This window comes from Irregularibacter muris, assembly GCF_024622505.1.
GTDB lineage: Bacteria > Bacillota > Clostridia > Eubacteriales > Garciellaceae > Irregularibacter > Irregularibacter muris.
Window position 1 is genome coordinate 56,441 of sequence record NZ_JANKAS010000007.1, and the last position, 16,532, is coordinate 72,972.

Here is a 16,532-nt window from a genome sequence, read left to right on the forward strand (position 1 = left end):
GAATAAAGATGATACGATTTGGAGTAATTGGTACAAGCTGGATAACAGAGGAATTCATTCGATGTGCATCCTTAGTAAAAGATTTTCAGTTAAATGCTGTCTATTCTAGGACGGAAAAAAGGGCTAGTGAATTTGCAGGGAAGTATGGGATAAAACATGTATTTACAGATCTAGAAGAAATGGCCGCCAGCAATGTATTAGAGGCCGTTTATATAGCCAGTCCTAATTCCTATCATAGTAAACAGGCTATATTATTTTTAAAAAACAATATACATACACTTTGTGAAAAACCCATTGCCTCTAATACAACAGAACTTACTGAAATGATAAACACGGCTAGGGAAAATAATGTAGTTTTAATGGAGGCCATGAAGAGTATTTATCTGCCAAATTTTAAGGCCATAAAGGATAATTTGTGTAAAATAGGGAAAATTCACAAGTATTTTGCTAGCTATTGTCAGTATTCTTCACGATATGACCTCTATAAGGCAGGTGAGAATCCGAATACCTTTGATAAGAAATTCTCTAATGGTTCCCTCATGGATATAGGAATCTACTGTATATATCCCCTTATTACTCTATTTGGAATACCAAAGGATATTAAAGCCAGTGGAACAATATTGAAGTCGGGAGTAGATGGAGAAGGGAATCTTCTATTACAATATGATGATATGAATGGAGTGATCATTCACTCTAAAATAACTGATTCTTCCATTGAAGCTGAAATCCAAGGGGAAAAGGGCAATATGATTATAGATAAAATTCATACCCCAGAAAAGATAATAATTAATTATAGAAATGGAGAACGTGAAGATATAACTATTTCGCAAAGTCAAGATATCCTGTACTATGAGACCTATCAATTTATAGAGTCTATAAAAAATAGGAATATAGAATCAGAAATGAACACTCTACATTTATCCCTTCAGGTTATGGAGGTTCTAGATAGCGCTAGAAAACAGGTAGGAATTATATATCCCGCAGATATAGAACAGAAAAGCCTTTGAGAATAGAAAATAATCAAAAACAATTCATGGGATGGGTAAAGAGATATTGACTTTGGGGATGCAACAATCTATTGATATTTTCTATATCTAAAAAACTTGAAAAGGTTATCACTGAGGAACTATAGTGAAGTGGGGTATATAGGTTAACGAATAAAAGGATAAGGAGCGTGTTCTCATGTACAAGATGGTTGTATTGGATTTGGATGGTACCCTGCTAAATTCTGCTTCTAGTCTCTCAGAAAAAAACAGATGGGTTATTGAGAAATGTGTAAAAATGGGAATAAAAGTTGTTTTAGCCAGTGGACGAATGCACTACTCTATGAAGCCTATAATAAAAAAACTTCAATTGGAAGAAGATTTTCATATTGCTGGCAATGGTTCTACCATTTTTTCTCTGGGAGGCTATTTAGAAGATATTTCCATCCTAGAGGATGAAGTATATAGAAATGTGGTCAAAAGGTTAAAGAAGGAAGAAGTGGAATTTCTGGTTTATTCTAAGGAAAATGTTTACTATGATTATGCACCTAAACTATCCGGGGCAGTGCTTAAATATGGAGATGAAAGACCTGTTCAAATGAATTCCATTGCAGATTTAAAGGGAGTACCCAAAATTGTTCTCTATCTTGACAGTGAAGAATGGGAAAAGGAAAAAAGAATCAGAGAAATAATGAAGGATTGTGCTGCAGTTCTGAGAAGTCATGAATCCTTTGTAGATATTGTACATTTTGATACCAGTAAGTATAAGGCCATAGAAAGATTGATGAGGTTCTATAAAATTCAGCCTAAAGAAGTAATTGCTATTGGGGATAGTGAAAACGACGCTGAGCTGATTGAAAATGTAGGGTTAGGTATTGCTATGGCAAACGGTAGTGACATCGTAAAAAGAGTAGCAAAATATATTACCCCGAAGACCAATGATCAAGATGGAGTAGCTGATACATTAGAACGTCTAGTATTAAAAAAGATTAGTTAAAAACTGTCGGGAAATCTGTGTTTCTTGCTACAATATGTTGTATATGGGGAATAGTTTTCTTATGAAACAGCATCTTACCCCGTGATAGAACACCTTCTTATCTATGATAACAAAGACCTATATTTTCTTGATTAGTTGGATAGAAAGTCCGTTGTATACTTCTTTTTATATTATATAGAAAAAGAAAGAAACTCTCTACATCGCTAATTTGGGAATATACACCATTGATTACTTTGACTACTGTGTTCTTTTCAACAAACATAATATTATACGGGTCCCATCATGACCGGAAATAATGTCTCATAATTAGTATAAATAACAAATAAAAAAACTAAATCATAGACTAAAAATGCAATATTTTAACACAAACAGGGTATCTATCAATCTAGATACCCTGTTTGTGTTGAAAAAGGATATAAATTGACAGATTTTCTGGAAAAGAGTATAATCTAAACGAACATATGTTTTGATAAAATACATTATGTAAACCAAATACCCTATGTTATAATAGGAAAAGAAATAAATAGGTGGTGAAAAAATGGGTAAGTTTGAAGTAGTATCAGAGTTTGAGCCTAGGGGGGATCAGCCTAAGGCCATTGATGCCATAAGCAAAGGAATAATAGAAGGAAAGAAATTTCAGACTTTACTAGGGGTTACGGGATCAGGAAAGACTTATACCATGGCGAAGGTAATTGAAAAGGTGCAAAAGCCTACTTTGGTCATGGCACATAATAAGACCTTAGCCGCCCAATTGACCAGTGAATTCAAAGCCTTTTTTCCCAATAATGCTGTAGAATATTTTGTCAGTTATTATGATTATTATCAACCGGAGGCTTATGTGCCCCATTCAGATACCTATATAGAAAAAGATGCATCTATAAATGATGAAATAGATAAATTACGTCACTCTGCCACAGCGGCTCTTTTTGAAAGAAAAGACGTTATTATTGTGGCCAGCGTGTCTTGTATATATGGACTGGGGGACCCCATTGATTATGAAAATTTAGTCATTTCCCTACGCCCGGGCATGGAGAAGGATAGAGACGATGTCATTAGAAAGCTAATCGATATTCAATATCAAAGAAATGATATCAACTTTGTTCGGGGGACCTTTAGAGTGCGAGGAGATGTTTTAGAAATCTTCCCAGCCTCTTCTTCTGAAAGAGCAGTGAGAATAGAATTTTTTGGAGATGAAATAGACAAAATTACCGAAATAGATGTCTTAACGGGAGAAATCATAGGGGTGCGTAGCCATATTTCTATTTTCCCGGCTTCCCACTATGCCACCTCCCAGGACAAGTTGGAGAGAGCCATTGGAAGCATAGAACAGGAGTTAGAAGAAAGACATAGAGGGTTTATTACAGAGGATAAATTACTAGAAGCCCAAAGAATTATGCAAAGGACTAATTTTGATATCGAAATGCTTAGAGAAATGGGCTATTGTAATGGGATTGAAAACTACTCTCGTCACATTAGTGGACGTCCATCGGGCAGTCCACCCTTTACTTTGATTGACTATTTTCCCGATGATTTTTTGATCATGGTAGATGAATCCCATGTTACTTTACCCCAGGTAAGGGCAATGTACGCAGGAGACCGTTCCAGGAAAACAACCTTAATAGACCATGGTTTTCGTCTTCCTTCTGCCTATGACAATAGACCCTTAACCTTTGAAGAGTATGAAGATCATATTCATCAAATGATTTTTGTATCGGCCACTCCTGGACCCTATGAAAATGAGCATAGTCAACAAGTGGTAGAACAAATTATTCGTCCTACAGGTCTTGTGGATCCACAAATACAAGTAAGACCCATTAAGGGGCAGATTGATGATTTATTGGGAGAAATCAATCAAAAGATTGAAAAAGGACAAAGAGTTTTAGTCACCACTTTGACCAAAAAGATGGCCGAGGATTTGAGCAACTATTTAAAGGAAATGGAAGTGAAGGTTAGTTACCTTCATTCTGATGTAAAAACCATTGAAAGAATGGAGATCATAAGAGATTTACGATTGGGTGTCTATGACGTACTCGTGGGGATTAACTTACTTAGGGAAGGCTTAGACTTGCCCGAAGTAGGATTGGTAGCCATACTAGATGCGGATAAGGAAGGATTTTTACGTTCAGAAACTTCTCTTATACAGACCATTGGACGGGCAGCGAGAAACGTGGAGGGCAATGTCATCATGTATGCTGATAAGATCACGCCTTCCATGGAAAGAGCCATTAGTGAAACCAATAGAAGAAGGGCTCTTCAACAGCAATTTAATGAACTTCATAACATAACCCCCCAAACCATACGTAAAAAAGTTCATGATGTCATTGAGGCGACCAAAGTGGCAGAGGAAGCTGAAAAATACGGAATAACCAAACCTGTAGAAAAGTTAGAAAAAGCAGATATTATAGAATTATTATTTAAGTTAGAAACCGAGATGCAAGAGGCAGCAAAGGATTTACAATTTGAAAGAGCGGCTGAACTTAGGGATAAGATACAGCAATTAAAGGAAGAATTTAATCTTTAAAATAGTGGGAGTGAAAAAATGGCAAAGGATAAAATTATTATACATGGAGCTAAGGAAAACAACCTAAAGAACATTCATTTAGAAATCCCTAGGGATAAGTTTATCGTCCTTACTGGATTAAGTGGGTCGGGAAAGTCCTCCTTGGCCTTTGATACTCTTTATGCAGAAGGACAAAGAAGATATGTAGAGTCTTTGTCAGCCTATGCAAGACAATTTTTAGGACAAATGGATAAACCAGATGTAGATTATATAGAAGGTCTTTCCCCTGCCATATCCATTGACCAAAAAACCACCAGTAAGAACCCCCGTTCCACAGTAGGTACCGTAACAGAGATCTATGATTATTTAAGACTTTTATATGCAAGAATAGGTACTCCTCATTGTCCGAAATGTGGAAAAGAAATTACTAAACAAACCATAGATCAAATGGTGGACCAAATCATGGATTTAGAAGAGGGAAGTCGTATTCAAATCCTCGCCCCTGTAGTTTCAGGACGAAAGGGTCAACATATAAAGCTTTTGGATCAAATTAGAAAAGATGGATTTGTAAGAGTTAGGGTAGACGGAGAAATAAGAGATCTTGGAGAAGAGATATCTCTAGAGAAAAATAAAAAACACTCTATTGAAGTTGTGGTGGACAGGTTAAAAATAAAGGAAGGCATTCAAAAAAGACTTACCGATTCCATAGAAACCGTAATGGAGTTAAGTCATGGAATATTATTGGTAGATGTCATAGGGCAAGACACTTTGATGTTTAGTCAAAATTTTGCCTGTATTGATTGTGGCATTGGTTTAGAAGAATTAGCACCTAGGAATTTCTCCTTTAATAGTCCCTTTGGGAAATGCCCTACCTGTGATGGTTTAGGAACTTTATTGAATATCGATCCTAACTTAATTATCCCTGACCCTTCGAAAAGTATTGCAGAGGGGGGACTTGCCCCTTGGGAACACCTGAAGGAAGATTCTTGGTATTATAGTCTTTTAAAGGCTATCTCCAAGCATTATGGTTTTCGCTTGGATACTCCCATTGGACAATTAGAGGATAAAATTGTCGATATTATTCTCTATGGAAGCCAAGGAGAAAAAATAACAGTAGATTATTTAAAAGAAGGACGCAGGGGACAGTACATGATCTCCTATGAGGGCATTATCAATAATCTAGAACGTAGGTACAAAGAGACAAATTCTAGTTTTATGCGAGAGAATATTGAAAGATATATGGGAATGAATCCTTGTGCTACTTGTAAGGGGAAAAGATTAAGAAAGGAAAGCCTTGCCGTCACCATAAATGGTCAAAATATAGCCCAAGTAACCGATTATGCTATTCATGAGGCCTTAGAATTTTTTAAATCCTTAGAACTTACAGAGAAACAACAAATTATTGCTGCTCAGGTTTTAAAAGAAATTCATGCTAGACTACAATTCTTGGTAGATGTAGGCTTAGATTATCTTACCCTTTCTAGGGCTACAGGAACCCTATCAGGGGGAGAGGCCCAAAGAATTAGATTAGCGACTCAAATAGGTTCGGGGTTGGTGGGTGTAATCTATATTCTAGATGAGCCCAGTATAGGACTTCATCAAAGGGATAATGAAAGATTGTTGACTACCTTAAGAAATCTTACAGACTTAGGAAATACTTTAATTGTAGTAGAGCATGATGAAGACACCATGTTTGTAGCCGATCATATTGTGGATATTGGGCCAGGAGCTGGAGCCCATGGAGGCTATGTCATAGCGGAAGGTACAGCCCAGGATATTATGAAAAATAAAGACTCCATCACCGGTCAATATTTAAGTGGAGAAAAATTTATTCCTGTACCCCAGGAAAGAAGAAAACCTAATGGAAAAAACATTGAAATAAAGGGTGCTAAGGAAAATAATTTAAAGAATATTGATATAAAATTCCCCTTGGGAGTATTTACCTGTGTGACGGGAGTATCTGGTTCAGGAAAGAGTACGTTGGTCAATGACATTCTCTATAGAGGAATTTCTCAAAGTCTTAACCGTGCCAAAACCCGTCCAGGAGATCACGAAAAAATAAAGGGAATGGAATACATTGATAAAATCATTAATATTGATCAATCCCCTATTGGGCGAACTCCTCGTTCTAATCCGGCCACTTATACGGGAGTCTTTGATCTCATTCGAGATGTTTTTTCCCAGACTCCTGAGGCCAAGACTAGAGGCTATAAAAAAGGCCGTTTTAGCTTTAATGTTAAAGGAGGACGTTGTGAAGCCTGTAGTGGGGATGGAATTATTAAGATAGAAATGCAGTTTTTGGCGGATGTTTATGTCCCCTGTGAAGTTTGTAAAGGAAAAAGATACAATAGAGAGACCCTAGAGGTAAAATACAAAGGGAAAAATATAGCAGATATCTTAAACATGACTGTGGAGGAAGCCTTAGAATTTTTTGAAAATATTCCTTCCATTCAGAGAAAGATTCAAACCCTATATGATGTGGGATTGTCCTATATAAAGTTGGGTCAGCCCTCAACTGATCTTTCTGGGGGAGAAGCCCAAAGGGTGAAATTGGCCACAGAATTAAGTAAGAGAAGTACAGGAAAGACTTTATATATTCTAGATGAACCCACCACCGGTCTTCATTTTGCAGATGTGCATAAGCTTACAGGCTTATTAGATAGATTGGCAGAAGGGGGAAATAGCATTGTCATTATAGAGCATAACCTAGATGTTATTAAGAGAGCGGATCATATCATAGACTTAGGTCCTGAAGGAGGACATCGGGGGGGAACCATTATAGCCCAGGGAACTCCTGAGGAAGTTGCTGAAAATGAAAACTCCTTTACAGGAAGGTTTTTAAAAAAGGTATTGTACAAAAACTAAAAGGTCATGATGTATTCTTATAGAAAGCATTCTCAATAAAGTACCCTTTCATGAAAGGGTACTTTTTATTATAATCAAAAGTTATGACGTCATTCTTTTTTGGTATTATACAAAATTAAGCCTCTATTATATGATTATTCTAGAGATGTAGTATAGTGAAGGAGTATAACAATGGAAAAAATACCGGAGAAAATTTTAGAGCAGTTAAGAGAGTTTTCGGTTCCAGAACTGTGCGATGGAATGGGGATCTATAATATCATGGATAATGATATTAAACCTATGGTAACTCAACAGAAAATTATAGGTCCAGCTCTTACCGTAAAAGTACCTATAGGAGAAGGGGCAATTGTCACCAAAGCACTGGAGATGGTAAAACCAGGAGAAGTTATTGTTATAGCAGGTCATGGGAATTGCAAGAGTTCATATTGGGGAGATCATCGAAGCTTCTGTGCAAAATTCCAAAAGGCCCAGGGCGTTGTAATAGATGGCGCTTTTCGGGATATTGAAGGATGTGAGGAAATAGGATTTCCCATATATGCTAAGGGGATTACCCCCGGAACCGCAGGGAAAAGTGGCGTAGGAGAAATCAATGTTTCGGTGAGCTGTGGAGGAGCCATAGTCAATCCCGGAGATATCGTTGTGGGAGATCGTAATGGTGTATGTGTTATTCCTCTTGAGAAGGTAGAGGAAGTCATGGAGAAAGCTAGAAGAAAAATTAAAGCCCAAAAGTGGACTCTGGAAGAGATGAAGCGTACCCGCGTAGTCATGCCAAGAGTAATTTTTGATAAAAATAAATAAGAAAAGAGGCATAGAAAACATGGAAAATATAGAAAGCATAAAAGAGGCTCAGGAAAAGTTTAGCCAGTTGATTCAACCAGAATTTGAGAGAATTAAAAGAATGAAGGAAGATAATGAAGTCACTGATTTTTCAAAATTAGATAAAATTGTCGTGGGTATTCTTCCGGGGGATGGTATCGGACCTATTATTATGAAACAGGCTATTCGTGTTTTACAAGAACTGATAAAAGAAGAAGTCCAAAGTGGGAGAATTGAACTACGGGAAATTGAAGGAATGACTATTGAAAATCGTGTAGCCAAGATGCAAAGTCTACCCGAGGATGTATTTAAAGAAGTTAAAGATTGTGATGTTCTTATAAAAGGCCCTATGGTTACGCCAAGGGTGGGAGAAGGTCTTCCAAATTTTCTAAGTGCCAATAGCTTACTAAGACGAGGATTGGAATTATTTGCTGCCGTAAGGCCTATCAAGATTTCCGATAAGAATATTGACTGGACATTCTTTAGGGAGAATATTGAAGGCGAATATATCTGGGGCAACAAGGGTATTCAGGTAGATGAGGATTTGGCGATTGATTTCAAAGTTCAGACAAAGCAGGGAAGTGAACGTATTGCAAGGGCTGCTTTTGAGTTTGCCCGTAAGAATGGGAAAAAGAATGTGACCATTGTAACAAAAGCCAATATTGTAAAACTTGCTGATGGAAACTTTATCAAGGCTGTCAGAAAAGTTGGAGAAGAATATCCTGAAATCGAAATTCAAGAACGCCTTGTGGATGCTATGTGTGCAAAAATGTTGGATCCAGAATTCAATAAAGGAATTGAAGTAATTGTTCTTCCAAATCTATATGGAGATATTGTTACCGATGTTGCTGCCGAACACCAGGGAGGACTTGGAACAGCATCCTCGTCGAATATCGGAAATAAATATGCCATGTTTGAAGCTATACATGGAACAGCACCATTCCTCATTGAACATGGAAGAGGGGATTATGCAGATCCCTGTAGTCTTATTCGAGCAGTCGGTATGATGCTAGCTCATATAGGCTATGGAGATTGCAAGGAGTTATTGGACAAAGCCCTGGATATCTGCACCGTTACAGAAAGAAAAGTAATCATTACCACTCTTAAAGAAGATGCCAGCGCTGAGGAATTTACAGATTATCTATTAGAAACCATCCAAGGATTGAAATAGAGGTGTATTATGATTCGCTTAATAGACAAAGGAATATTTCTTACCCCCGAGGGTAAAATCATCTACCCCGGGGAGCAGTGGAAAAGAGAATATGCACAGCACACCATGGCTTATCAAGTGATGAAGGCTCATAATCAGGGAAAGAGCATGGAAAAGCTTCAACTAAAATTTGATGCATTGGTTTCCCCTGACAATAACTATGTAAGTATACTTCAGACAGCTAGTGCCAGCGGCATAAAAGAATTTCCCGTTCCCTATGTATTGTCAAATTGTCATAATACCCTATGTGCGGTAGGAGGCACAATCAATGAAGATGACCATGTATTTGGTTTAGACAATGTGAAAAAATATGGAGGAATTTTTCTGCCTCCATATAAAGCAGTTCTTCACCAGTATATGCGGGAAATGATGGCAGGGTGCGGGAAAATGATACTAGGATCGGATAGTCATACCCGTTATGGAGTTTTGGGAACCCTTGCTATTGGCGAGGGAGGAGGAGAGATTGTCAAGCAGCTTCTTTCCCAGACCTATGATATTCCTAGACCACCAGTAATTGCAGTTAAATTAATAGGGAAGCCCAGACCTGGTGTGGGACCTATGGATGTTGCTCTTACCCTAATTGGAGCAACCTTTAAAAATGGATTCAATAAAAACAAGATATTAGAATTTGTAGGAGAGGGGATTTCCAATCTCACTGTAGAATATCGTATGGGCATTGATGTCATGACCACAGAAAGTGGTGCCTTAAGTAGCATTTGGTGTACTGATGAAAAGGTACAGGATTATCTGTCCCTTCATGGTAGAGGAGATCAATATAGAGAAATGAAGCCAAAGGCAGATGCCTATTATGATGGACTCATTGAAATAGATCTGTCTAAAGTAGAGTGCATGATGGCATTACCCTATCATCCAAGTAATGTCCTATCCATTCATGAATTTAATAAGAATCCTCAAAAATATTTAGAGGAAGTAGAAGAGGCAGGTCAAAAAATCAAGGGAGAAGATCACCCCCCCTTTGCTCTGATGTCAAAACTACAGCAGGGCAAGGTACATGTGGACCAGGCATTGGTATCTGGCTGTAGCGGTGGTTTGTTTGAGAATATTGCTGCTATGGCAGATATTTTAAAGGGGACTGTTCTAGGGGGCGATGCCTCGGCATTGGGCATTAATCCTGCCAGTCAGCCTATTTTTTCAGAGCTTGCTAGACAGGGCATTATGAGTGAACTTATCTCAGCAGGGGCCACCATACGTCCCTGCATCTGCGGTCCATGTTTTGGAGTTACAGATGTACCCGCCGACAATCAACTAAGTATTCGCCATGTGACCAGAAATTATCCTAATCGTGAAGGATCAAAACCAGGAAAGGGGCAGATGGCAGCAGCCATTTTAATGGATGCTCGCTCTATTGCAGCCACAGTGGGAAATAAGGGATATATTACTCCGGCCTCTGATTTGCAAATAGAATATTCTCATTATGAATATCATTATGATACCAATTATTATAAGGGGCAAGTCTATGATAACTTCAACAAGGCAGATAGGGATGTTCAAGTGAGAAAGGGACCCAATATTGAAGATTGGCCAAACTTTTATCCCCCTAATCAGCATTTAATTTTAAAAGTGGTAGGCGTCTATAGAGATTCTGTTACAACCGATGATTTGTCTCCCTCAGGGGACGCCGTTGCCTATCGATCCAATCCTACTAAGTTGGCGACCTTTACCATGAGAAATAAAGATACAGGTTATGTTCCCCGTTCTAAGGCAGTATTACAGCAGGAAATATCCAGGCGGGAAAAGCAGCCCATTCAGGATGAAAAGTGGAAAGATATCCTTGAAAAAGTATGCACAAACCTTGGTTGTAGCCTAGAGGATATGACGATTGGCAGTGTTTTAGTGGGCAATCAGATTGGCGACGGTTCTTCCCGGGAACAGGCTGCCAGCAGCCAGAAGATCCTTGGAGGAGTTGCCAATATCGCCAGAGAATTTGCCACTAAACGATATCGTTCTAATCTCATTAATTGGGGACTCTTCCCCATTATCCTAGAGGATATTGAGGAAATTCAAGAAGGTGAGGTTTTACTGATTCGCAATATTCCTCAAATCATTGAGCAGGCAGGACAACCCATCCCCATAGAAATTCTAGGTAAAGACAAGATAGTCTTGGGAAATATGGGAGAAATGACCCAGGATGAAAAGGGCATCTTATCCAGTGGTTGTCTAATTAACTACAATCGCATGGGAGTGTAAGGAATTCAACCAGCACAACAAATTACCTTATATCAAATATTACCCCAGGGAAGGGATAGAAAATGAAAAACAATTTAACCCAAAAAATAATCTTGGCTCATTTAACGAAAGCATCAGAAATGAAGGTCGGGGAAGAAATTTATTTAAAGATGGATCAGACACTAACCCACGATATTACAGCGGTTATGGCATATCTTGCCTTTGAAAAGTTAGAAATTCCCCGGGTGAGAACCCAATGTAGTGTAAGCTATTTAGATCATAATTTATTATATGTGGATCATAAAACCCCAGATGATCATATTTATCTACAGTCTATTGCAAAGAAATATGGCCTATATCTCTCTAGGCCAGGAAATGGGATCTGTCATTCTGTTCACAGTGCAAGGTTTGGTATTCCAGGGAAAACCATTATGGGCTCGGATAGCCATACTACATCTGCAGGAAGCATCGGCATGTTATCCTTTGGAGCAGGTGGAATGGATGTGGCTAGGGCTATGGCAGGTCTTCCTATGCGCTTTCAAATGCCCTCTATTGTAAAGGTAAATCTTATTGGGAAATTAAATCCAGGGGTAACAGCTAAAGATGTTATTCTAGAAATGCTTAGAAGATATGGAGTAAAAGGTGGTTTAGGTAAAGTATTTGAATATGTGGGAGAAGGGACTCAGAGCCTAGAAGTCCCAGAAAGACTGACTATTACCAATATGGGGGCAGAAATGGGAGCTACATCCTCTATCTTTCCAGCAGATGATGTGGTCAGGAGATTTTTCAAGGCCCAGAATAGGGAAAAGGATTTTGTAGAAATACTTCCAGATCAAGATGCACAATATGATGAAGAAGTAACCATTGATCTATCCCAATTACAGCCCTTGGTAGCTTGCCCAAGTCAACCTGATCAAGTGAAAACTATCGCGGAGGCACCAAAGGTGAAGGTGCACCAAGTCTATATTGGAAGTTGTACCAATGCTTCCTATGCAGACATTAAAAAAGCAGCTATGGTATTAAAGGGGAAAAAGGTCCATGAAGATGTTCAGCTAACCCTATCGGTAAGTACTAGACAGATATTTAAACAGCTGCTTCGGGAAGGGATTATAGAAGATCTCATTGATGCGGGGGCACGAATTACTGAAATCGCATGCGGAGCATGCACAGGAATTGGCCAGGCACCTCCCACAAAGGGAGTATCTGTACGGACTTCCAATCGTAATTTTCCTGGAAGAAGTGGTACGGCTGATGCACAATTATATTTGGTCAGTCCAGAAGTAGCAGCTGCAACAGCGATTACAGGGGTGTTGACTGAAGCAAAGGATGTCATGGAGGATGTCTCCATTTTAGCTAGGGTAAAAGAACCCCTAAGCTACGTTATTGATGATAGTATGATGATTAAACCATTGGAGGATGGAAGGGATGTGGAAATTATTCGAGGCCCTAATATTAAACCTCTTCCTATAAATGATTCTCCCACCCATACTTTACGGGCAAAGGTAAGTTTAAAGGCTGAAGATAATATTTCAACAGATGATATTACCCCAGCAAATGCCCAATTTTCCTCCATGCGTTCGAATATTCCCCTTATTGCAGAATACGCCTATTCTCGATATGATGCCCAGTTTGTTCAAAGGGCAAAGGAGATGAAGACAAGCATTATCGTTGGCGGGGAAAACTATGGGCAAGGCTCCAGTCGAGAGCACGCGGCAATCACCCCCATGTTTTTAGGGGTAAAAGCCGTTTTAGTAAAAAGTATGGCAAGAATCCATAAAAACAATCTCGTCAATCACGGAGTCATTCCTATATTATTTGAAAACCCAGCAGATTATGAACACATCGATTTAGGGGATGAGATTGAAATAAAGGATCTAATCGAAGGTTTGAAAAAGAAGGAAGTTACAATCTTTAATCAAACAAAGGGGAATTCCTTTAATGGAGTTTTGGATTTATCTGATGCAGAAGTAAACATCTTACTTTGTGGCGGGCAACTAGCCTATATAAAATCACAATTGGCTTAAGTTAAGATAGAAGAGAAAAAGATAGGACGGAGCTTGTCCTATCTTTTGTCATACTCTGGGAAAGTTGGTTTTGTGAGTCAGGGATTAAACTTTCCTAGAGCACTAGAGCGGCTGTAACCCTTTTCTTGTGTAAAAGTCTTCTATGGGAGTATGTATGTTACTTGCATAAAATTTCTGAATTTGCTAGTATTGAATTAAGATGAGCACAGGGATGTGTGCCTTAAGGAGGTACAAATGAAAGATTCAGATTGGCAGATATTATATGAATTATACAAAACTCCTAATATGACCAAGGTTGCCAGCAGGCTATATATTACCCAACCTTCCTTAACTAAAAGATTACAGGCTATGGAAGAAGAATTTCAAATTAAGATTGTAAATCGAACGACCAAAGGGGTAGAGTTTACCAGGGAAGGAGAGGTGTTAGCCCAAAAGGCTCAGCAATATTTGGTTTTTATGAAGGGAATCCGAAGGGAACTTCGGCAATTGAAGGGAAATAAAAGAGAAATTATCACCATTGGATCTTCCTATACCTATAATAAGTACGTGCTTCCAGAAATACTTTTTGAATATTCCAAGGATCATTCCGATATCCGCTTTGAGGTGCTCAATGAACAGAGCAATCTTCTTTTTCGCAAGGCTTGTGATGGAGAGGTAGATGTGGCATTTGTACAGGGAGACTATAAAGGGGCGGTACTGCAGAGAAGGGTTGATGAATATCAGGCCTATATTTTGACAAAGGAATGTATTCAATTAGAAGATTTACCCCATATGTCTAGAATTAATTATAAGAGTAATGATCGTTCTAAAGAACTATTGAATAATTGGTGGGAGACGCACTATAATCTTCTAGTTCCTGCGGGGATGAGTGTAGGCTATGTCGATGTTGCTTGGCAACTTGTTTCTAAGGGGCTAGGATATACATGTTGTTTTCTCCCAGAGAACTATGAAAATCCCTACAATTTGGTATTAACGCCTATGGAGAATCTCGATGGTACGCCATTAAAGCGAAACACTTGGTTTGTCTATAGAGATGTTGAGAAAAGATCAGAGGGATTAAAGGATTTTATTGCCTATATAAACAAAAAAATTGTTCTAAAATGATGAGAAAACCAATAGCAACATGTTCAGTATAAAGAAACCGAGTAAACCATTCCGAGTTTATTGAGTTTCTTTATTGTATTTATTCAGTAAAATAAGGATAAAAGTCATTTTGTTCCTTATCCCTATGGATTAATTTCCTATGAATATACATCGACAACAATGAGGAGGCTATTATTCTTATCCGTTATGGTCCCATTCCTTTTTGTCATTGGTCATAGGGCAAATCCTAAATTACAATAAACTTATACAGGATAAAAGTTTTCATGGGACTAGGAGGGAAATAAAATATGAGAAAATTCAAAACCGTATTTATGCGTGGAGGGACCAGTAAAGGCTGCATGTTTTTAAGGGAGGATCTGCCTGAGGATAGAAGTGAATGGGATTCTATTTTTTTGCAAGTAATGGGAGATCCTGATCCAAAGCAGATAGATGGTCTGGGGGGAACCGTTTCTTCCAATAATAAAATTGTTATCGTTTGGAAGAGTGATGAGCCCGAGGTTGATGTGGAATATTTAGTAGGTCAAGTTATTGTAGGAAAAAGCCAGGTAGATTATAAATCCAATTGTGGAAATATGACAGCAGCAGTGGGACCCTTTGCCGTAGAAGAAGGATTGGTAGAAGTAGAGGAACCTATGACAACCGTCCGGATGCTCAATCGGAATACCGATAAAATGATTCATATTACTGTGCCCTGTGCAAAGGGGACTTTTGCTTTGGATGGAGATTGTGAAATAGCAGGAGTAGATGGTACTGCTTCAGAATTAAAGGTGAATTTTCTAAATCCTGCCGGAGCAAAAACTGGGAAATTACTTCCAACAGGAAATCCAACAGATATCTTAGAAATTCCTGGATTGGGGAAGATTGAGGCAACCATTCTAGATGTTTCCAATCCTATGGTATTAGTCAGAGCAGAGGATGTTGGACTAACAGGGATAGAATTACCAGAGGAAATAAATAGCAATGTAAGGGCATGTGAACTATTGGAAAAAATAAGGGGAGAAGCTGCTTGCATGATGGGATTTGCTAAGGACCTTCAAGATGCCACAGAGAATAGTCCAGCAGTTCCTAAAGTGGGTGTATTTACCAAACCGGTCACTTATACAGATATTGAGAATAAAGAGGTTAAGGCACAACAAATGGATTTATGTGCACGGGTAATTTCTGTATTTAAGTGTCATAAAGCATGCCCACTGACATCAGCAAGTTCCATCAGTGTCGCTGCTTTTCTAGAAGGTAGTCTTTTGTATAAGGAATTAGGTCAACCTAAGGAAGGTCAAAAAACCGTGAGAATTGGCCATCCCAGTGGAGTAATGACTATGTATCCAGATATCCAAGAAAAGGATGGACAGATTGAACTTCCAGGTGTTGCCGTACAGCGGACAGCAAGGCGCATCATGGAAGGAATGGTATATATTAGAAAATAGAAAAAATAATTATTAAAAAGAAAAAATTCATACCTAACCTTTATAAAAAAACAGTCCCTTTTTTGGACTGTTTTTTTATAAAGGTGTAAAATCTAGGTAGGGAGAATTCCCATATTTTTAAATTCATTGGCTGAGTGGTATACTTGGCTTAAAAGATCTTTAGCCGCATGAATGGCCTCATCCTCTGAAATATTCACACGAATTTCTCGCATTTCAATCATTTCAAAGGGAGAATTTTTTATAAACTTTTTCAAATAATATCCTCCAAAGATTTTAGGTTGTATGTGAACTTCGAAGTGATTGTTTTCAATTAAAATATGGTCGTTTTTCCGTTGAACTTTCATAAAGATCTCCTCTTTCTATAAAAATATAAATAAGGTATATTATCATTATATATATATACTTTATTATTGTATTTATTC

Annotated in this window: 11 protein-coding genes; 10 read left to right on the plus strand and 1 reads right to left on the minus strand. The window is 38.2% G+C overall.

Going from position 1 to position 16,532, the window contains the following annotated elements:
- The first annotated feature begins 8 nt into the window (after positions 1–8).
- From NSA47_RS09045 to NSA47_RS09090, 10 genes are all read left to right on the plus strand, one after another.
- Positions 9–1,007, plus strand: coding sequence for a Gfo/Idh/MocA family protein (locus NSA47_RS09045; RefSeq protein WP_257531149.1), 999 nt, complete (start codon positions 9–11; stop codon positions 1,005–1,007).
- Between the two features lie 175 nt (positions 1,008–1,182).
- Positions 1,183–1,980: an HAD family hydrolase gene (locus NSA47_RS09050; RefSeq protein WP_257531151.1), complete on the plus strand. Its 798-nt coding sequence runs from the start codon at positions 1,183–1,185 to the stop codon at positions 1,978–1,980.
- A 538-nt stretch (positions 1,981–2,518) separates the two neighbouring features.
- Positions 2,519–4,501: an excinuclease ABC subunit UvrB gene (uvrB, locus tag NSA47_RS09055; RefSeq protein WP_257531153.1), complete on the plus strand. Its 1,983-nt coding sequence runs from the start codon at positions 2,519–2,521 to the stop codon at positions 4,499–4,501.
- 18 nt (positions 4,502–4,519) lie between these two features.
- A complete protein-coding gene (gene uvrA, locus NSA47_RS09060) occupies positions 4,520–7,345 on the plus strand; it encodes an excinuclease ABC subunit UvrA (protein WP_257531155.1) in 2,826 nt (941 codons plus the stop codon).
- Between the two features lie 171 nt (positions 7,346–7,516).
- Positions 7,517–8,143 (plus strand): RraA family protein, encoded by a 627-nt coding sequence (locus NSA47_RS09065; protein ID WP_257531157.1) that lies wholly within the window; start codon positions 7,517–7,519, stop codon positions 8,141–8,143.
- A gap of 19 nt (positions 8,144–8,162) precedes the next feature.
- The gene (locus tag NSA47_RS09070; RefSeq protein WP_257531159.1) at positions 8,163–9,332 is read left to right on the plus strand and encodes an isocitrate/isopropylmalate family dehydrogenase; all 1,170 of its coding nucleotides are present in this window, start codon (positions 8,163–8,165) and stop codon (positions 9,330–9,332) included.
- 9 nt (positions 9,333–9,341) lie between these two features.
- Positions 9,342–11,579 carry a hydratase gene (locus tag NSA47_RS09075; RefSeq protein ID WP_257531160.1) on the plus strand — a complete coding sequence of 746 codons (2,238 nt, stop codon included), beginning with the start codon at positions 9,342–9,344 and terminating at the stop codon, positions 11,577–11,579.
- A gap of 62 nt (positions 11,580–11,641) precedes the next feature.
- Positions 11,642–13,582 carry an aconitate hydratase gene (locus NSA47_RS09080; RefSeq protein ID WP_257531162.1) on the plus strand — a complete coding sequence of 647 codons (1,941 nt, stop codon included), beginning with the start codon at positions 11,642–11,644 and terminating at the stop codon, positions 13,580–13,582.
- Positions 13,583–13,816: 234 nt separating this feature from the next.
- A complete protein-coding gene (locus NSA47_RS09085; RefSeq protein ID WP_257531165.1) occupies positions 13,817–14,686 on the plus strand; it encodes a LysR family transcriptional regulator in 870 nt (289 codons plus the stop codon).
- A 287-nt stretch (positions 14,687–14,973) separates the two neighbouring features.
- Positions 14,974–16,110, plus strand: coding sequence for a 2-methylaconitate cis-trans isomerase PrpF family protein (locus NSA47_RS09090; RefSeq protein ID WP_257531167.1), 1,137 nt, complete (start codon positions 14,974–14,976; stop codon positions 16,108–16,110).
- A 92-nt stretch (positions 16,111–16,202) separates the two neighbouring features.
- Here the strand turns inward: NSA47_RS09090 and NSA47_RS09095 are convergent, their stop codons facing one another.
- Entirely contained in the window at positions 16,203–16,454 is a 252-nt protein-coding gene (locus NSA47_RS09095; protein ID WP_257531169.1) for a hypothetical protein, read from the minus strand.
- Positions 16,455–16,532: the final 78 nt, after the last annotated feature.